Raw genomic sequence first — 19,663 nt, 5'->3', positions numbered from 1 at the left:
ACCATGATTTTGTCGGTGCTGCCCCCCTCATCCGACCCGGTCAACAAACGCCGGCCCGGTGCCACTCAAAAGGCGAGATTTCTTCGGCGGAGCGAAACAGAGCCCGAATTTCGCTTGTGGAGCGACCTGCGCAACCGGCTGCTGAACGGGTACAAGTTCTCGCGCCAGGTCCCATTGAGACCCTACGTCTGCGACTTTGTTTGCCGCGCTAGGCGGCTTATTGTCGAACTGGACGGCGCTCAGCATGCCGATAGCATGCAAGACCACAAACGCACGCAGTGGCTGAACGCTAAAGGCTACTCACTGCTCCGGTTCTGGAATCACGAAATCCTGACCGAGCGCCGGCAGGTGCTGGATACAATCCTGACAGCGCTTGAAGGACATTATTCGGCTCGATGTGAAATCCTGCGTTTCTATCCCGCGAACAAAACGGTCAACGGGGTTTCGCATGAGGGTGATTTGTAAGATGCAGGCAGGATCGTTCGGAAAAAACCAAAAAGGGGAACGGACACATGGCGACGAAAGTGATCAAGGGCGGTACCATCATCGCCGCGGATCGCACCTATAAGGCGGATGTGCTGATCGATGGCGATACCATCGCGGCGATTGGGCCTGACCTTTCGGGCGATGAGGTTATCGACGCCACCGGCTGCTATCTGATGCCGGGCGGCATTGACCCGCACACGCACCTCGAAATGCCGTTCATGGGTACCCATTCCTCCGATGATTTCGACACCGGCACGGCGGCGGCCCTTGCGGGCGGCACAACGATGGTGGTCGATTTCGTTCTGCCCGGGGCCGATGGTCTGCTCGCAGCACTGCAGGACTGGTTCCAGAAGGCGGGCAAGGCGCGCACCGACTATTCCTTCCACATGGCGATCACGGGCTGGAACAAGCAGGTTTTCGATGAAATGCCGAAGGTGGTCGAGCGCGGCATCAATACCTTCAAACACTTCATGGCCTATAAGGGCGCGCTGATGGTGGACGATGACGAGATGTTTGCCTCGTTCACGCGCTGCGCCGAGATCGGCGCTATGCCGCTGGTCCACGCCGAAAATGGCGACGTCGTCGCCCAGCTCCAGCAGAAGCTCCTGGCAGAAGGCAATAACGGACCCGAGGCGCATGCCTATTCGCGCCCGCCGGAAGTCGAAGGCGAGGCAGCCAACCGGGCCATCATGATCGCAGACCAGGCCGGTGTTCCGCTCTATATCGTCCACGTATCCTGCGAGCAGGCGCACGAAGCCATTCGCCGCGCCCGCCAGAAGGGCATGCGTGTCTACGGCGAACCCCTCATCCAACATCTCGTCCTTGATGAAAGCGAGTACAAGAACGAGGATTGGGACTATGCGGCGCGGCGCGTCATGTCGCCGCCGTTCCGCGACAAGATCAACCAGAACGGGCTCTGGGCCGGGCTCGCATCAGGCAGCCTGCAGGTCGTTGCGACCGATCATTGCGCCTTCACCACCGAGCAGAAGCGTTTCGGCGTCGGCGATTTCACCAAGATTCCGAACGGTACCGGCGGGCTTGAGGATCGCATGCCCGTGTTGTGGACGCGCGGCGTCCGCACCGGTCGGCTGACACCCAACGAGTTCGTCGCCGTCACCTCGACCAATATTGCGCAGATTCTCAACATCTATCCGCGCAAGGGTGCAATCCTTCCCGGTTCCGACGCGGACATCGTCATCTGGGATCCCGAGGCCAGCAAAGTCATTTCCGCCGCGTCGCAGAAGTCCGCCATCGATTACAATGTGTTCGAGGGCTTCGAGGTCACGGGTCTGCCGCGCATGACCCTGTCGCGCGGGCGCATCGCCTACAAGGACGGCGAAGTTGTCGCCCCGACTGGCAGTGGCCGTTTCGTCGAGCGCGATGCCAACGCGCCTGCCAACCGCGCACTTTCCACTTGGAAGGAGTTGATGGCGCCGCGTAAGGTGGATCGCGATCCGAAGAACATTCCGGCGGGCGTCTGATGACAGTCGTCGCCCTTAGGCCCAAGGCGAAGACGATGTCCGAAGCGGCACCCAAGAATGTCATTGACGTCAAGGACCTGTCGCTGGTCTTCGAGACCAATGACGGCCCCGTAAATGCGCTCTCCCATATCGATCTTACGGTCAATGCCGGCGAGTTCGTGTCCTTCATCGGTCCGTCCGGCTGCGGCAAGACCACGCTTCTGCGTGTAATCGCCGATCTTGAGCAGCCGACATCGGGCAGCATAACCGTCAATGGCATGTCGCCTTCAGAAGCCCGCCAGAAGCGCGCCTATGGCTATGTATTCCAGGCGGCGGCGCTTTATCCCTGGCGCACCATCGGCGGCAATGTTTCGTTGCCGCTGGAAGTGATGGGCGTGCCGCGCGAGGAGCGCAGGCAGCGTATCGCCAAGAATCTCGACCTCGTGAATTTATCCGGCTTTGAGAAGAAGTTTCCCTGGCAATTATCAGGGGGCATGCAGCAGCGCGCTTCCATCGCCCGCGCCCTGTCTTTCGATCCGCATCTGCTTTTGATGGACGAACCTTTTGGCGCGCTCGACGAAATCGTCCGCGACCACCTCAACGAGGAGCTTCTCAAGCTGTGGGCGAAGACGCAGAAGACCGTCATCTTCGTTACCCATTCGATTCCCGAGGCAGTGTTCCTCTCGACGAAGATCGTCGTCATGAGCCCGCGCCCCGGCCGGATCCATGAGATAATCGATTGCGACCTCGGCAGCGAGCGTACGCTCGACATTCGCGAGACGCCGAAATTCCTCGAGATTGCCCACCGGGTGCGCGAAGGGCTGCGCCATGGCCATTCCTACGACGAGGCGCATCTATGACGAGGGTCGCCTGATGATCATCCGGGCGGCCAGATTGCGCGACATGCCGGCCTGCGCGGATATCGTCAACACATGGATCGATGCGACCGACTGGATGCCGCGCGTGCATTCGCCTGATGAGGTGGCGGAATTCTATCGGGATACGGTTTTCGAACGCTTCGAGGTTTTCGTGGCCGACCGCGACGAACAAATCGCCGGCATGGTTGCGCTGGCGCCGGACAACATGGTGAGCGCGCTCTATGTCCACGCGGATGCGCGCCGGCAGGGCGTCGGCAAGGCACTGCTCGACCGCGCCAAGCGTGAGGCGACAGGTCCCGTGCAGCTGTGGACCTTCGTCGCCAACCGGGCAGCCCAGGCGTTCTACAAGCACGAAGGATTTACGGAAGTGCGGCGCACGGAGGGCGACAACGAGGAGCAGCTTCCCGATATCCTCTATGTCTGCCGTGAGGACGGGGTGAGAGCTACGCCATGAATTTCATCCGCAACAGTGTCATTCCGGTCTCGACGGTCCTCTTCGCCATTCTGGTGCTCTGGTACGTATTCGCAGTCATTCTCAATGCGCCATTCGAGCGCGATCAGGCGGCGCGTTCCAATACGACCCTTTCGACGCAGCAACTCATCGCCAATACCATGGCGCAGGAGCGGCCCGTGCTGCCCGCGCCGCATCAGGTGGCGGCGGAAATACGCAAGACCGTCTTCGACATCAGTCCGACCTCGAAGCGCAGCCTCGTCTACCATGGTTGGATTACGCTTTCTTCGACCCTGCTCGGCTTCGCGCTCGGCACGCTGCTCGGCATCCTCCTGGCCATCGCCATCGTCCACTCGCGGACCCTCGACAAGAGCCTGATGCCGTGGATCATCACCTCGCAGACCGTGCCAATTCTCGCAATTGCGCCGATGACCATCGTGGTTCTCAATGCGGTCAATATTACCGGCCTGCTGCCCAAGGCGATGATCTCGACTTACCTCTCGTTCTTTCCCGTCGCTGTCGGCATGGTGAAGGGTTTGCGCTCGCCGGAGATCATGCACCTCGACCTGATGCGCACCTATAACGCCTCGAAAATGCAGGTGTTCTGGAAGCTGCGCTGGCCGGCTTCGATGCCCTATCTATTCACCTCCATGAAGATCGCCGTCGCCATCAGCCTTGTTGGGGCGATCGTCGGCGAGTTGCCAACGGGGGCTGTCGCCGGTATCGGCGCAAGGCTCCTCGCCGGCTCCTATTACGGGCAAACGGTGCAAATATGGGCAGCGTTGATCGCGGCAGCGCTGATGGCAGCAGTGCTTGTCAGCCTGATCGGCCTGATCGCAACCCTGGTCAACCGGCGCATGGGGGTGCGGGCATGAGACTGGGCGGGACAAGCAGCGGGTCATCGCGCGGCGCCGCTTTTACCCTCCCCCAACGTGGGGCGGGTCGTCGCGCAGCGGCGGGGTGGGGGGCTCGATTGCGAACGGCGGTTGATTATTGGTTGGGCCTTTCCCCCCACCCCGGATCTTCGATCCGACCCTCCCCACGCTGGGGGAGGGTGGGGCTACGGCGTTACTTCCAAACTCAAGCGGCCAAACTGGATATAGCTAAAACAATCAACCTATCATCGCCGGGCACCGCTCTTACCCTCCCCCAAGGTGGGGAGGGTCGACGCGCAGCGGCGGGGTGGGGGGCTCTGCGGCGATCGTCGGTTGATTATTGGTTGGGCCTTTCCCCCCCCCCCGGATCTTCGATCCGACCCTCCCCCCGCCGGGGGAGGGTGGGGCTGCGGCCTTACTTCCCAATGGAGGGCGTGGACTCACACGCGGACGAAAAAAAAGACCGACCAACGCTCGCCGCCGTTCTTACCCTCCCCCAAGGTGGGGAGGGTCGACGCGCAGCGGCGGGGTGGGGGGCGAACCCGCAACCATGTTCCACAACCGGGGTGCGGACATGAAGCGGTCGCCTCTCGCCATCCTCGCCTTCGTGCTTGCGGCTGCATCGCTGGTACTGCCGACCGGCGCGGACGGTCCGGGCACCCTTTTCTTCGTAGCGCCCGCCATCCTCTTCGCAACAGCGGCGGTTGGGCTCTTCGTGACCCCGTCTCTAGCCTCACTGGTTGCCTTGCTGGTTCTCGTCCATATCGCGGCGGCATGCCTCATCGCGCTCCTCGGCTCGTTCACGATAAGCGGTCCGGCGATTGGCTATGGCTGCATGGTGGTATCCGCCTGGCTCCTTGCCTGGCTCGCCGTCCAGCGACTTGCGGCGCTACGCCTCAAATCTGCCGGTGCGCAACGTTTCGTCAATCTCGCGCTGCCCGTCCTCTTCGGCGCCTGGTTGCTGATCCTCTGGGAGATCGTGGTGCGCGGGTTCGGCGTCCCGACCATACTGCTGCCACCGCCCTCCATGATCGCCGGGCGCATTGCCGGCTCCGTCCCTACCCTTTGGGCAGACTTCCAGCAGACATTCCTCAAGGCCGCGATCGCCGGCTATACCATCGGCTGCGGTTCCGGGTTCATTGCCGCCATCATCGTCGATCGCGTGCCGTTCCTGCGCAAAGGGCTCTTGCCGATCGGCAATCTGGTCGCCGCCCTTCCCGTTGTCGGCATCGCGCCCATTATGGTCATGTGGTTCGGTTCCTATTGGCAGTCGAAGGCTGCGGTCGTCGTCATCATGACGTTCTTCCCCATGCTCGTGAATACTGTCGCGGGTCTCGCCGCTTCTGGCGCAATGGAACGCGACCTGATGCGCACCTATGGCTCCAATTATTGGCAGACCCTCGTCAAGCTGCGCCTGCCAGCGGCGATGCCTTTCATTTTCAATGCGTTGAAGATCAATTCGACCCTTGCGTTGATCGGCGCTATCGTTGCCGAATTCTTCGGCTCGCCCATCGTCGGCATGGGCTTTCGCATATCGGCCGAGGTTGGCCGCATGAATGTCGATATGGTGTGGGCCGAAATCTTCGTTGCGGCGCTCGCCGGATCGCTATCCTACGGACTGATTACACTTATCGAACGGGCCGTCACCTTCTGGCACCCGTCCTATCGCGCATAACAAACAAGAACAGAGGAGAACTGAAGCATGAAGAAAACGTTGGCACTCTCACTCGGCCTCGCCATGACCCTGATGGCCAGCTCGGCGCTTGCCGCGGACAAACTCGTCCTGCAGCTGAAATGGGTCACGCAGGGCCAGTTTGCCGGCTACTACGTCGCCAAGGATAAGGGCTTCTACGAGGAAGCCGGCCTCGACGTCGAGATCAAGCCGGGCGGACCCGATGTGGCGCCGCCCCAGGTCATAGCCGGCGGCGGCGCCGACGTGGTCGTCGATTGGATGCCTTCGGCGCTCGCAACCCGCGAGAAGGGTCTGCCTCTCGTCAATATCGCCCAGCCGTTCAAGCGCTCGGGCATGATGCTGACCTGCCGCAAGGAAACAGGGATCACCAAGCCGGAGGATTTCAAGGGCAAGACTCTCGGCGTCTGGTTCGGCGGCAACGAATATCCGTTCCTCTCCTGGATGAACCATCTCGGGCTCAAGACCGATGGTGGACCCGATGGCGTGACCGTTCTCAAGCAGGGTTTCAACGTCGATCCGCTGATCCAGAAGCAGGCAGACTGCATCTCGACCATGACTTACAACGAATATTGGCAGGTGATCGATGCCGGCATCCCGGCGGACCAGCTCGTCACGTTCAAGTATGAGGATGAAAAGGTCGCGACGCTGGAAGATGGTCTCTACGTGCTGCAGAAGAGCCTCGACGATCCGAAGATGGTCGACAAGCTTGCGCGTTTCGTCAAGGCTTCGATGAAGGGCTGGGAGTATGCCCGCGCCAATCCGGATGAGGCTGCGACCATCGTCCTCGACAATGATGCAAGCGGTGCGCAGACCGAAAAGCATCAGAAGCGAATGGTCGCGGAGATCAACAAGCTGACGGAAGGCTCGACGGGTGTTCTCGACGTGGCTGCGGCAGAGCGGACGGTCGAAACGCTGCTCGGCGGCGGTTCAGATCCGGTCATCACCAAGAAGCCCGAAGGCGCCTGGACCTCGAAGATTACCGACGCTGCGAAGTAACCGAAACGGCCCTCCGTGTTCTCGGAGGGCCGTTTACCGCTTAGTTCCAATCGTCGGGAATTTGCCGAACCGCACCGCGGGCAGCACTTGTCGCCATGGCGCCATAGGCGCGTAGCGCGGTCGTTACCTTGCGCTTGCGCTTTTCTGCAGGCTTCCAGGCGGCGGCGCCCTTGGCTTCCATATGGGCGCGGCGATCGGCAAGTACAGCATCGTCCACCGCGAGGTGGATCTTGCGGTTCGGAATATCGATATCGATCATATCGCCCTCCTCGACGAGGCCGATCAATCCGCCCTCGGCGGCTTCCGGCGACACGTGTCCGATCGAAAGGCCGGAAGAACCGCCGGAGAAACGCCCGTCGGTGATCAGGGCGCAGGCTTTGCCGAGACCCTTCGATTTCAGGTAGCTCGTCGGATAGAGCATTTCCTGCATGCCAGGTCCGCCGCGCGGGCCTTCATAGCGGATCAGCACAATGTCGCCTGGCTTGACGCCGCCATTCAGGATGCCGAGCACTGCGCTGTCCTGGCTTTCGAATATGCGGGCCGGGCCGGAGAATTTCAGGATCGAATCGTCGACGCCCGCGGTCTTCACGATGCATCCGTCCTCGGCGAGGTTGCCGTAGAGAACCGCAAGGCCGCCGTCCTTGGAATAGGCATGCTCGGCGCTGCGGATCACACCCTTCTCGCGGTCGAGATCGACCGTTTCGAAGCGGCGATCCTGGCTGAACGCGACTTGCGTCGGCACGCCGCCCGGCGCTGCCCGGAAGAAGTCGTGCACCGACTTGTTCGAGGTGCGGGCAATGTCCCAGCGGTCGAGCGCTGCGGCGAGATTGGCCGAATGCACGGAATAGACCGACGTGTCGAGGAGGCCCGCGCGATCGAGTTCTCCGAGAATGCCCATGATACCGCCGGCATGGTGCACGTCCTCCATGTGGACGTTGGCAACGGCAGGGGCGACCTTGCAAAGCACCGGCACGCGGCGCGAGAGCCGGTCGATGTCGCTCATGGTGAAATCCACCTCGGCCTCATGCGCCGCAGCAAGCAGGTGCAGAACCGTGTTGGTGGAACCGCCCATGGCGATATCGAGCGTCATCGCATTTTCGAAAGCGGCAAACGAGGCAACCGCGCGCGGCAAGACGGTTTCGTCGTCCTGTTCGTAGTAGCGACGAGCGAGATCGACGACGAGATGGCCGGCCTCGACGAAGAGGCGGCGGCGGTCCGCATGGGTGGCAAGCGTCGAACCATTGCCGGGCAGCGACAGGCCCAGCGCCTCGGTGAGGCAGTTCATCGAATTGGCGGTGAACATGCCGGAGCACGAACCGCAGGTCGGGCAGGCCGAGCGCTCGATGACCTGGACTTCCTCGTCGGAAATGCGCTCGTCGGCCGCCGCTACCATCGCATCGACGAGATCGAGCTTCTTTTCCTTGTCTCCCCAGACGACCTTGCCGGCTTCCATCGGGCCGCCGGAAACAAAGACGACCGGTATGTTGAGGCGCAGTGCGGCCATCAGCATGCCGGGGGTGATCTTGTCGCAATTGGAGATGCATACCATCGCATCGGCGCAATGGGCGTTGACCATATATTCGACGCTGTCGGCGATGATCTCGCGCGAAGGCAGCGAATAGAGCATGCCGTCATGGCCCATGGCGATGCCGTCATCGACAGCGATCGTATTGAATTCCTTGGCGACGCCGCCCGCACTTTCGATCTCGCGCGCAACGAGCTGGCCGAGATCCTTGAGATGGACGTGGCCGGGAACGAACTGTGTAAAGGAATTGACCACTGCAATAATCGGCTTGCCGAAATCCTCGTCCTTCATTCCGGTCGCGCGCCAGAGCCCGCGGGCACCAGCCATGTTGCGGCCATGTGTGGTTGTGCGTGAACGATACGGAGGCATTTGGGATCATCCTGATGGTCGTGGTCGAAAAAGCATCTCTACAGACAAACAGAGCCAATGGCAAAATGGCGTTTGTTTCCTGCGGGGCGTGCAAATTGTTGCATTTATTTCATAGTGGACTTCATCTCTGCCCGAAACGGGACGTAATGTCTCGGGGCTTGCGTTCAAAACGCCGTGAAAGTCATCGTCGTCAAGGAACGGGCAATTCCCGGAATTCCGAGCACGTTGTCGTTGATGAACTTGCCGACGTCCTTGTCCTCGGCGATGTAGATCTTTGCCAGGAGGTCATAATCGCCGCTTGTCGAATAAAGCTCCGATACGATTTCACGCTCGTAGAGGGCAGCTGCGACCTCATAGGTCTTGCCGGGGAAGCACTGCAGCTGCAGGAAGACGGGTTTCATTTATCTGCTCCGGTGGTCTGAACTGGTGCAATCAACATAATGGGTCCGGCCTTCGTTAGCCAGTTGTTCTCTTCTCACGGTTGCGATATAAGCAGCCCGTTCGCACAGGCTATCTGGGAGAGACCGGTAAAACCGGCGCCGATGGAGCAACCGCCCCGGAAACTCTCAGGCAAAAGGACCAGACTAGCGTCGGACATCTGGAGAGTGGCGTGGCTTCGAAGGCTTCGCCCACCGAAGGAGAAAGCCCTGACCGGCGCAAACCGGTAACGCAGCCGAGACAAGGGATGGCAAACATCCGGCAGGTGCGTAAGGGCCAAACTCTCAGGTCCCGTGACAGATGGGGTTTCGTGCCGCTCGCGGCGAAGCTGGAACCATTTGTGCTGAAGGACTAACTGCCATGACCTCGATCGCCATTATCGGCGCTGGTATTACCGGCGTCACCACCGCCTATGCGCTTGCCCGCCAGGGGCACACCGTTACCGTTTTCGACCGCAACCGATACGCCGCGATGGAGACGTCGTTTGCCAATGGCGGCCAGCTTTCGGCGTCGAACGCCGAAGTCTGGAACAGTTGGGGCACGGTGCTCAAGGGCATGAAGTGGATGCTGCGCAAGGATGCGCCGCTGCTCATGAATCCAAAGCCATCGTGGCACAAATATTCGTGGATGGCGGAGTTCGTCATGAACATTCCGCACTATGAGAAGAACACGATAGCGACAACCAGGCTCGCCATCGAGGCGCGCAAGCGCATGTTCGAAATCGCTGCCGAAGAGAAGATCGATTTCGATCTCGAGAAGCGCGGCATCCTGCATATCTATCGTTCGAAGTATGGTTACGACCATGCCGTCAAGGTCAACAAGCTGCTCGAAGCAGGGGGCCTAGACCGCCGCTCGGTCACGAACGACGAAATTCACCACATCGAACCAGCGCTCGACGGCACGTTCTATGGCGGCTTTTTCACGCCCTCGGATTCGACGGGCGACATCCACAAGTTCACCCGGGGCCTTGCCGAAGCATCGACGCGCCGTGGCGTTCGCTTCGTAGGCGACGCCAATGTGCAGACGCTGAGGCATGAGAAGGATGGCATCGTTGTTGCCTGGAACAGCGCCTCACAGGCGCTTTCGCCGGTCGAGAGCGAGCGCTTCGATGCGATCGTCATCTGTGCCGGCATTGCCAGCCGCAAATTTGCTGCGCAGCTTGGCGACAGGGTCAACATCTATCCGGTCAAGGGATACTCGATCACCATCAACCTCGGTGACGAGGCAAGCCGTACGGCAGCGCCGTGGGTAAGTTTGCTCGATGACGATGCCAAGATCGTCACCAGCCGCCTCGGCGCGGGACGGCTGCGTGTCGCCGGCACCGCCGAGTACAATGGCGAAAACCGTGACATCCGCCATGACCGCGTCAAGCCGTTGGTCGATTGGAGCCGCGATCTCTTCCCGGACATGGATACGTCGAATGTGGTGCCGTGGGCCGGCCTTCGCCCGATGATGCCGAACATGCTGCCGCGCGTCGGCAGCGGCAAGCGGCCGGGTGTCTTCTACAATACGGGGCATGGCCATCTCGGCTGGACACTGTCGGCCGCAACCGCGGAGATCGTTGCCTGTCATATCAGAGCGGCGATGCCGGCGGAAAAAGCGGGGCAATCGGAGTGGCTGGCCGCCGCGGAATAATTGAACTGGAGAAGCGCCGGCCTGACCGGCGCTTCGTCGTTTCAAGCCGGTCTGTTGCATTGCTCTAACAAAAAGTGATCCGCACCCGGCAGAGTTCTGTGGCGATATGGCCACAAGAAAACCCCTAGGCGCCCAGAGCGTGGTCTTAGCGGGTTGGCCCACCCTGACCGGCATGTTATCAATTTCTTAAGCTCGGGAGAGGATTTTTAACAATCCGTGGGGATGTGTCTCCATGCCTGCGGGCGTAATGTGTGTCATTTTTTGAGTAAGGATTTTGCTGGTTGATGGAATTGAGGCGCCCACAGGCCAAGCTTTTCGGCGCCGCTTTGCTGGCCTTCACCGCGCTTGTTTCGCCGGCGCAGGCGTTTGACCTCTTCGGCATTCATCTTTGGGGTGAGCGCAAGACCGATGATGCGGATGCCGTCATTGCCGACCCGCACCGCTACAGCGTCGAAAATGCGCAAGGCGAGGACAAGGCGACAACCAAGCTCGTCGCGGGGGCATCGAGCCTTGTCGAGGATGAGGACAAGCCTGCCTCCGGCGCGGCGGGCCTGATCGCCAAGGCACGGGGAGACTACCGCCGCATTCTGGGCGCGCTTTATGCCGATGGCCGCTATGGCGGCACGATCAGCATCAAGATCGACGGCCGGGAGGCCGCGGATATTCCGCCGGATGCCGATTTGCCCAATCCTTCCACTGTCGTGATCGCCGTCGATCCCGGACCGCAATTTCTGTTTGCATCGACGCGCATAAAGAATATGGCGCCGCTGCCTATAGACCCTAAGGACGTCGTGGACAGGCCCGAAGATCAAGGCTTCGCACCCGGCGATGTTGCGACATCGACGGCGATCCTCAAGGCCGAACGCCTTGCCGTTGACGCATGGCGCGAACAGGGCCACCCCAAGGCCCGGATCGTATCGCGCGACGTCGTCGCCAATCACGATGACAACAGGATCGATGCCACCATTGATGTCGAGCCCGATCGCCGGGCCGCCTTCGGTCCTGTGACCGTGAGGGGTACCGAACGGATGGATCCGGAGTTCGTGGCCTTCATCACCGGATTGCAGCCGGGGGTGGAGTATGATCCGGACGAAATCGAGCGCGCCAAGAAGCGGCTCTCCCGTCTTGAAGTGTTCCGCTCCGCCCGCATTGAAGAAGCCGACGCGATCACACCGAACGGGCTGCTGCCGATCACCGTCGCCGTGCAGGAACAGAAGCTGCGTCGGTTCGGCCTCGGCGGCAGCTATTCGACGCTCGACGGCGCCGGTTTCGAGGCCTATTGGCTGCACCGCAATCTCTTCGGTCACGCCGAACGATTGCGCTTCGATGCGAAGATTGGCGGCATTGGTGGCCAGTCGTTCAATCCGCAGGACTATAATTATCTTCTTGGCGTGACTTTCACCAAGCCGGGCGTTTTCAATCCGGATACTGATTTCGTCACGTCGCTCATAGGCGAGCGCCAGGTTCTCGATGCCTATACGCAGACGTCGATTACGGCGCAGGGCGGGTTCACGCGGATTTTCTCCGATGAACTGACCGGCAAGATCATGGCCAACGTCGCGAAATCGCGTTTCGACGACGATTTTTTCGGCAAGCGTGATTTTCTGACGGCGGGCTTTATCGGTGGGCTCACCTATGACAGCCGTGACAACAAGGTCGATCCTTCGAAGGGATATTACCTCGAAGGCCTGATCACGCCCTTCTACGAGTTCGAGTACGGCAATTTCGCCAGCAAGTTCACCGCTGAAGGCCGCACCTATTACAGTTTCGATGCCGACAAGCGCTTCATTTTGGCCGGACGTTTGAAGCTCGGCAGCATTGTCGGAGCCGACATCGCCGAATTGCCGCCAGACCAATTGTTCTTTGCCGGCGGCGGCGGCTCGATTCGCGGCTATGCCTATCGCAACGTCGGCGTGAACGTGACACGCGACGGCGAGGATTTCGTCATTGGCGGGCGTTCGCTCGTCGAAAGCTCGGTCGAAGCGCGGGTACGCATGACCGATACGATCGGTGTCGTCGGCTTCGTCGATGCGGGCTATGTCGGCGAACAGTCCTATCCGGACTTTTCCGAACAGCTCCGCGTCGGCGTTGGCGCAGGCCTGCGCTACAATACCGGCCTTGGACCGATCCGCCTCGACTTCGCGGTACCGCTCGACCGCACCCACGACGACCCCGATTTTGCTCTCTATGTTGGCATAGGACAAGCGTTTTGACCCGGTTCCTCGTAAGTCTCTTCCTGCTGCTTTTTGCAGCGCCGGCCCTGGCGCAGGATAGCGCCGAGGCGGAGAAATCCTACTTCCTGAGCTTCGTTCAGAACCAGCTTTCAACTCCCAACCGGCAGATCGTCATTTCGGACATCCAGGGCGTGCTTTCCTCCGAAGCGAGCATCGGCAGCATAACGGTGGCTGACCGCGAAGGGGTCTGGCTCAAGATCACCAATGCCCGCATTGTCTGGAGCCGCCTCGCGCTTCTCAGAGGCCGGCTCGATATCAACACGCTTGCCGCCGACCGTATCGACGTCTTCCGCAAGCCGCTTCCCGACAACAGCTTGCCTTCGCCGGAAGCCAAGGGTTTCAGCCTGCCGGAACTACCACTAGCTGTCATCCTCCAGGATCTGCAGGTGGCGCGCATTGCCTTCGGCGACGGTGTATTCGGGCTTCGGTCGGAAATCTCCATCGCGGGCAACCTGAAGCTTGAAAGCGGATCGCTTGATACGACGCTTGCCGTCAAACGCCTGGATGGACCCGGCGGCGAGTTTAATATCAAGGCGGCTTATGCCAATCAGAGCCAGCAGCTCGACCTCGATCTGACCTTGAACGAGCCGCAGAACGGCATCGTTGCCAACCTTCTTAATATTGAAGGCAGGCCCCCCGTCGCGCTGGCGCTGAAGGGATCGGGGCCGGTAAGCGACCTTGCCCTGCAGTTGACGCTCGACGCGGCCGGCAAGCGCGTTCTCACCGGCGATACCAAATTCGACCGCCAGCCGGATGGCCTCGCCTTCAAGGCAACGATGAACGGCGAAATCGCCACGCTGGTGCCCCCCATCTTCCGCGATTTCTTCGGCAACGAGACCGCACTCGTCGTCAATGGCGTCGCCCGTGACGGCGGTGGTGTCGCGCTCGATCAGCTCAGCATCAGGAGCAATTCGCTCACGCTCAACGCCACTGGCGATACGACCGACGATCTCTTCCCGCGCCGCCTGAAGATCGATGGCACGATTGCCGATCCGTCCGGCAAGAAGGTGATCCTTCCGGTCAAGGGCGGGCAGACCACCGTCGACAAGGCCGTGCTTGCCGTCTCGTTTGGCGCCAGCGCCACTAACGACTGGACGAGCAGCATCGAGATCACCAACCTCACGACGGAGAGCTTTGCCGCCCGTAACGTCAATCTTCTTGGCAAGGGCATTGCCGAGAATCTCGACAGCCCGACCGCTCGCTCGCTCACCTTTGACGTAACGGGCGACGTTTCCGGCATTACCGCGACGCGCGCCGATGTTGCCGAAGCGCTCGGCGACAAGATCCAGCTCAAGATCAATGGCGACTGGAAGGCAGGTACACCCGTTAACCTCAGCCAGGCTCTCATCGCGGCGAATGGGTTCAGCGCTGGCCTTGAAGGCACGATCCAGAATTTCGCCTACCAGGGCGATATTCTGGTCAAGGCATCGAGCCTTGCACCGTTCTCCGCCCTTGCCGGGCGTGACCTTGCCGGCTCGCTCGACCTCAAGGCCAATGGCTTGATCGAGATGAAGGGCGGGTTCGATCTCATGCTCGACGGGCAGGCAACTGGCATGAAGCTTGGCATCGACGCTGCCGACACGGTGCTTGCCGGCGAGACGCGCCTGACCGGCGGTCTTGCCCGCGGCGAAGCCGGTCTTAGCGCCAGGAACTTCCGCGTCGAGAATCCACAAACGCTTCTCACGGCTAACGGAACCTTCGCGACTGGCGCAGCGAACTTCGATTTCGGCCTCGATCTGAGCGATCTCGCCCTGCTTTCCGAAAAGGCGAAGGGCGCTCTCAAGGTGAAGGGCAGCGCACGCGGCCAGGACAATATCATAGCGCTCGCCTTCAATGCCGGGGTGCCGCAAGGCGCGCTCTCGGGGCGCAAGCTGACCGATGGGGCCCTGACCTTCAATGGCACGCTGTTCAATGGCAATGTCGACGGCAGGGTTTCCGGTCTCGCCTTCCTCGACGACAAGCGGGCAGACCTCAGCACGAATATCGCAATCCGTGCTGACGAGAAGCGCTTGAGCGATATCCAGTTCATCGCCGGCGGGACACGGCTGCGCGGCGATGTCACGCAGAACCCGAAAGGGCTACTGCAGGGTAATTTTACCCTTGCTTCGACGGATCTTTCGACGGCGGCCGCCCTGTTCCTCGTCAACGCCACCGGTAAGGCGGATGCAACGATTGCGCTTACCCACGATGACGAGAAACAGAATGTCGAGGTCAAGGGGCAGGTCAACGGCCTGAAGGCCAATGATATCCGTGTCGGCAAGGCAGCGATCGCCCTGACGGCGCAGGACATCTTCAAAGTTCCTTCCGCCAATGGTTCGGTGACCGCGACTGATGTATCGGCGGCCGGTATCGACATCACCGTGGCCGAAGCGCGCGCCATGCAGTCGGGACGAACGACCAATTTCGTTGTTGGCGCAAGTCTCGCCAACAGCGCGCACATCGCCACGACCGGCGCACTGCAACCCACGGACAACGGTTTCCAGTTGTCGCTTGCCAAGGCTGAGCTCACACGCGGCGACGTCGCCGCGCGGCTGACCGCACCGGCCGCGATCAATGTGGCTGGCAGCAATATTTCCTTTGGCGATATCCTGCTCGATATTGACGGGGGCAAGGTCACCGTCAGCGGTGATGTTGCCGAAACGCTGAGCTTGACCGTCGCCGCACAGCGATTGCCGCTCAGCATCGCCAATCTGATCAAGCCCGACCTTGGGCTCGGTGGCGAGATCAACGGCCAGGCGCGGATCGGCGGAACACGCCAGAGACCCGACGTGAATTTCGATGTGCAGGCACGCGGCATTACCGCTGCCGCGCTGAAGCAGGCGGGTGTCGACGCCGTCAATGTCGATGCCAAGGGGACCTCGACCACCGACCAGTTGAACGTCGACGCACATGTGACCGGTGCCGGCGGTATCGATGCGTCGGCAAAAGGCTCCGTTCCGCTTGCCGGTGGCCAGCTCGGCGTTGATTTCAACCTGCGCAGCCTGCCGCTGCGGGCGCTCAACGGCGTCGTCCGGGACCAGAATCTTGGCGGCGATATCTCGGGCAGCGGCCGTGTCACCGGCACATTGAGCCGGCCCGATGTGGAGTTCAACCTGAAGGGTGCCGGCCTTACCGCACGTCCCCTGCAGGACAACGGACTGGCGCCATTGCAGCTTGCCGCCGCGGGCCGTTTTGCCAACAACGTGCTGAACCTTTCTTCCGCCAAGGTGGACGGGCCGCAAGGACTGACCGTATCGGCCGACGGCAATGTTCCGCTGTCCGGATCTGGTCTCGGCGTCAACGTCACCGGCCGGATTCCGCTTTCGCTGGTCAATCGCTCCCTCGCCGAGCGCGGGACGCAGGCCAAGGGCACCATTGAAGTGTCGGCCGCTGTTTCGGGAAGCTTCAGCCAGCCGCAGATTCGCGGCAACTTCTCCGCCAATGGCGCCGAGGTGCTCGACCCGCAGACGAATCTTCGGCTGCAACGCATTACGCTGCTTGGCGATATGGCGGGAACGACGGTGACGATCCGCACCTTCAACGCCGCGCTTTCGACCGGCGGCTCTATCAGCGCCAGCGGCACTATTTCAACGGACGCTGCGGCGAATTTCCCCGCCAATATCGATATCCGGCTGAATAAGGCGCGCTATGTCGACGACGACCTGCTCGTTGCGACCGTTACGGGCGCGCTTACAGTCCGCGGTCCGCTCACCCGCGATCCGGTCATTGCCGGCAACATCGATGTCAATCGTGCCGAGATCACCGTGCCGGAAAACTTCGGCGGTTCTGCCGCAATGATCGATGTGCGCCACAAGGACCCGTCGAAGGCGGTGGTGAAAACGTTGCGCCGCGCCGGTGTCGATGGAACGAGGAAGGCTGGCGCATCGACGGCGCGGCCGAGCATCGTTCGTCTCGATATCAACGTGAACGCGCCGAACAAGATCTTCATTCGCGGTCGCGGGCTCGATGCCGAGATCGGCGGTTCGGTGCGCCTGACTGGTCCTGCCACCGATATCCAGCCGGTCGGCGCCTTCGATCTCATCCGCGGCCGGCTTGGCATTCTTGGCCAGCGCATCACCTTTACCGAGGGCCAGGTCACGCTCGTCGGCGACCTCGACCCCGAAATAAACTTTGTTGCAACGACTCAAGGGTCCGACATTACAGTCAATGTCATGGTGAGGGGCCGGGTGTCCGACCTCAAGATCACCTTCTCGTCGCAGCCGGAACTGCCGCAGGACGAAGTTCTTGCCCGTTTGATATTCAAGCGCTCCATCGGCGAATTGTCGCCGCTGCAGGTGGCGCGCCTCGCCGCTGCCGCGGCGGAACTCGCCGGCGGCCAGCGTTCGTCGCTGCTCGATAATCTGCGCAAGAGTACGGGCCTTGATGATCTCGACGTCGTCACCGACGCCAAGGGCAATACCGGCGTGCGCGCCGGGCGCTATATCCGCGATAATGTCTATCTCGGCGTCGAGGCGGGTTCGGGTGGATCGAGCAAGGGCACCGTTAATCTCGACATCACGCCGAACTTAAAGGCGCGAGGCTCCGTCGGTGCCGACGGCGATTCGGGCGCAGGACTATTCTACGAAAAGGATTATTGAGGGCCCGCCGCCCGGAGAGGACGGCGGCGAGGCTACCGTCTGGCGGGTGAGTGTGGCGGCCAGGAAATCAAGAAACGCGTCCCGGCATCCGTTGCCACTTGAATGCAGTCGGGAATGGCGGCTGACAGGCCTCTCCGGGCTGCGAAGCTACGCCAAACTCGGCGCCTGGCCTCACCTACTCACCGCCAGCACCACTGCCGTTGCCATCCTTGTTCACAACGGTCAGCATCATGCTAGTCCACAAACTTCCGCCATCCTCCCCGCCATGCTCGCCACCATGCTGCCGTCATCCTCGCCAGCCCACTGCCTCATCCTCGGGCCCTTGTCCCGAGGATCCATGCCACTAGGCTGAACGACGATGCAAAGAGGGGATCCTCGGGACAAGAGCACGAGGATCCACGCGATAAGCGACGATCCGCCGGACTAACCCTGGACGACCTTCTGGCGCTGTTCGCCGAGGCCTTCGATCCCGAGCGCAATCACGTCTCCGGCCTTGAGAAACACGTTCGGCTTCTGGCCGAGACCGACGCCGGGCGGCGTGCCGGTCGAAATGATGTCGCCCGGATGCAGGCTCATGAACTGCGACAGGTACGAGACGAGGTATTTGACGCCGTATACCATCGTCGCCGAGGAACCGTCCTGGTAGCGGTGGCCGTTGACATCGAGCCACATCTTGAGGTTCTGCGGATCGGCGACTTCGTCCTTGGTGACGAGCCAGGGACCCGTCGGACCGAACGTGTCGCAGCTCTTGCCCTTCGTCCACTGGCCCTGACGCTCGGCCTGGAATGCCCGCTCGGACACGTCGTTGATCAGGCAGTAGCCTGCAACGTAATCGAGAGCCTCAACCTCACTCACATATTTTGCGTGCTTGCCGATGACGACGCCAAGCTCGACCTCCCAGTCGGTCTTTTCCGAGCCGCGCGGAATCTCGACATCGTCGTTCGGACCGACGATCGCCGACGTCGCCTTCATGAAGATGATCGGTTCGGGCGGCACCTTGGCGCCGGTCTCGGCAGCGTGATCGGAATAGTTGAGACCGATGCAGATGAATTTGCCCGTTCCCGCCACACAAGGGCCAAAGCGGTCGGCCTCGACCAACGGCAGCGAGGCCGGATCAAGCGCGGCAAGCTTCTTCAGGCCTTCCGGTGATATGGCATCGCCGGCGATATCCTTCACGTGAGTAGAAAGATCGCGGACCTTGCCGTCCTTGTCGACAAGCCCCGGTTTTTCCTGGCCCGCAGGACCATAGCGCAAGAGTTTCATGGGTTTACCTTTTCCTGGCTGGAGGGCGTCAATAGGTGGCGCGGCCACCCGAAATATCGAATACGGCGCCCGTTGTGAATGAGCATTCCTCGCTGGCGATCCATGTGATCAGCGAGGCAAGTTCATCGACCTTGCCAAAACGCTGCATCGGGATCTTCGAAAGCATATAGTCGATGAAACTAGGTTGCAGTTGCTGGAGGATTGGCGTGTCGACCGTCGCTGGCGTGATCGCATTGACGGTAATGCCATCCTGGACCAATTCCTTGCCAAGCGATTTGGTGAGACCAATCACAGCTGCCTTGGAAGCGCTGTAGGCGGACGCATTGGGATTGCCCTCCTTGCCGGCGATCGAGGCGACATTGACGATGCGACCATAGCCGTTCTTCTGCATGATCGGAACGACGAAGCGGTTGCAATAGAAGAGCCCGTTGACGTTGATGTCGAAGACACGCTTCCATGCGTCGATCGGGTAATCGGCGACCTTGGCATTGGGACCGGTAATGCCGGCAGAGCAGATCAACACGTCAATCTTGCCAAACTTCTCTGCCGTCGACTTTGCAGCCGCTGCCACTTCGTCCGGAGCCGAGACGTCAACCCTGATACCGTGGGCGCCATCGCCGAGCGCCGCCCGGGCTTCTTCGATCTTGCCGGCGTCGACATCCCACAGGCTGACCGTGCCGCCCTCCGAGACAATGCGCGCGGCCGTGGTCAAGCCTATGCCCGAAGCGCCGCCGGTAATGACCGCATGCCGCCCTTCATAGCGCCTTATTGCATTCGCCATGG

14 protein-coding genes and 1 riboswitch are annotated in these 19,663 nt (G+C 61.1%); of the genes, 10 read left to right on the top strand and 4 right to left on the bottom strand.

Features of this window, described 5'->3' with window-relative positions:
- Positions 1-3: 3 nt before the first annotated feature.
- The 7 genes from BR48_RS24125 (at position 4) to BR48_RS0107810 (ending at position 6,839) form a co-directional block, all read left to right on the top strand.
- Positions 4-465, top strand: coding sequence for a DUF559 domain-containing protein (locus BR48_RS24125; RefSeq protein ID WP_051614682.1), 462 nt, complete (start codon positions 4-6; stop codon positions 463-465).
- Between the two features lie 47 nt (positions 466-512).
- Positions 513-1,967, top strand: a complete 1,455-nt coding sequence (gene hydA, locus BR48_RS0107835) for a dihydropyrimidinase (protein ID WP_027230782.1) — start codon at positions 513-515, stop codon at positions 1,965-1,967.
- Positions 1,967-2,806 carry an ABC transporter ATP-binding protein gene (locus BR48_RS0107830; RefSeq protein ID WP_081815795.1) on the top strand — a complete coding sequence of 280 codons (840 nt, stop codon included), beginning with the start codon at positions 1,967-1,969 and terminating at the stop codon, positions 2,804-2,806. The genes hydA and BR48_RS0107830 overlap by 1 nt, the downstream gene beginning before the upstream one ends.
- A complete protein-coding gene (locus tag BR48_RS0107825; RefSeq protein ID WP_228017467.1) occupies positions 2,775-3,278 on the top strand; it encodes a GNAT family N-acetyltransferase in 504 nt (167 codons plus the stop codon). Before BR48_RS0107830 ends, BR48_RS0107825 begins: the two co-directional genes overlap by 32 nt.
- Entirely contained in the window at positions 3,275-4,150 is an 876-nt protein-coding gene (locus BR48_RS0107820) for an ABC transporter permease (RefSeq protein ID WP_027230779.1), read from the top strand. Before BR48_RS0107825 ends, BR48_RS0107820 begins: the two co-directional genes overlap by 4 nt.
- 574 nt (positions 4,151-4,724) lie before the next feature.
- Positions 4,725-5,825, top strand: coding sequence for an ABC transporter permease (locus tag BR48_RS0107815; protein ID WP_081815842.1), 1,101 nt, complete (start codon positions 4,725-4,727; stop codon positions 5,823-5,825).
- Between the two features lie 27 nt (positions 5,826-5,852).
- On the top strand, positions 5,853-6,839 hold the full coding sequence (locus tag BR48_RS0107810; RefSeq protein ID WP_027230777.1) for an ABC transporter substrate-binding protein: 987 nt from the start codon (positions 5,853-5,855) through the stop codon (positions 6,837-6,839).
- A 40-nt stretch (positions 6,840-6,879) separates the two neighbouring features.
- On the opposite strand, the gene ilvD is transcribed toward BR48_RS0107810, so the two are convergent.
- Positions 6,880-8,733: a dihydroxy-acid dehydratase gene (ilvD, locus tag BR48_RS0107805; RefSeq protein ID WP_027230776.1), complete on the bottom strand. Its 1,854-nt coding sequence runs from the start codon at positions 8,731-8,733 to the stop codon at positions 6,880-6,882.
- A 164-nt stretch (positions 8,734-8,897) separates the two neighbouring features.
- The gene (locus BR48_RS0107800) at positions 8,898-9,134 is read right to left on the bottom strand and encodes an Lrp/AsnC ligand binding domain-containing protein (RefSeq protein WP_027230775.1); all 237 of its coding nucleotides are present in this window, start codon (positions 9,132-9,134) and stop codon (positions 8,898-8,900) included.
- A gap of 104 nt (positions 9,135-9,238) precedes the next feature.
- Positions 9,239-9,325, top strand: a riboswitch (glycine riboswitch).
- A gap of 206 nt (positions 9,326-9,531) precedes the next feature.
- Here BR48_RS0107800 and BR48_RS0107790 point away from each other — a divergent pair.
- The 3 genes from BR48_RS0107790 (at position 9,532) to BR48_RS0107780 (ending at position 17,617) form a co-directional block, all read left to right on the top strand.
- Positions 9,532-10,806 carry a D-amino acid dehydrogenase gene (locus BR48_RS0107790; RefSeq protein ID WP_027230774.1) on the top strand — a complete coding sequence of 425 codons (1,275 nt, stop codon included), beginning with the start codon at positions 9,532-9,534 and terminating at the stop codon, positions 10,804-10,806.
- A gap of 284 nt (positions 10,807-11,090) precedes the next feature.
- Complete coding sequence (locus tag BR48_RS0107785) at positions 11,091-13,019, top strand: autotransporter assembly complex family protein (protein WP_051614680.1); 1,929 nt, start codon at positions 11,091-11,093, stop codon at positions 13,017-13,019.
- Complete coding sequence (locus tag BR48_RS0107780) at positions 13,016-17,617, top strand: translocation/assembly module TamB domain-containing protein (RefSeq protein WP_081815794.1); 4,602 nt, start codon at positions 13,016-13,018, stop codon at positions 17,615-17,617. The genes BR48_RS0107785 and BR48_RS0107780 overlap by 4 nt, the downstream gene beginning before the upstream one ends.
- A 423-nt stretch (positions 17,618-18,040) precedes the next feature.
- On the opposite strand, the gene BR48_RS0107770 is transcribed toward BR48_RS0107780, so the two are convergent.
- Together BR48_RS0107770 and BR48_RS0107765 are read right to left on the bottom strand one after the other, a co-directional pair.
- Positions 18,041-18,880: a fumarylacetoacetate hydrolase family protein gene (locus BR48_RS0107770; protein WP_027230771.1), complete on the bottom strand. Its 840-nt coding sequence runs from the start codon at positions 18,878-18,880 to the stop codon at positions 18,041-18,043.
- 28 nt (positions 18,881-18,908) lie between these two features.
- Positions 18,909-19,661 carry an SDR family NAD(P)-dependent oxidoreductase gene (locus tag BR48_RS0107765; RefSeq protein WP_027230770.1) on the bottom strand — a complete coding sequence of 251 codons (753 nt, stop codon included), beginning with the start codon at positions 19,659-19,661 and terminating at the stop codon, positions 18,909-18,911.
- Positions 19,662-19,663 lie beyond the last annotated feature (2 nt).

Source organism: Phyllobacterium sp. UNC302MFCol5.2 (assembly GCF_000686005.1).
GTDB lineage: Bacteria > Pseudomonadota > Alphaproteobacteria > Rhizobiales > Rhizobiaceae > Phyllobacterium > Phyllobacterium pellucidum.
This window is presented reverse-complemented; position numbering and strand designations above follow the sequence as displayed.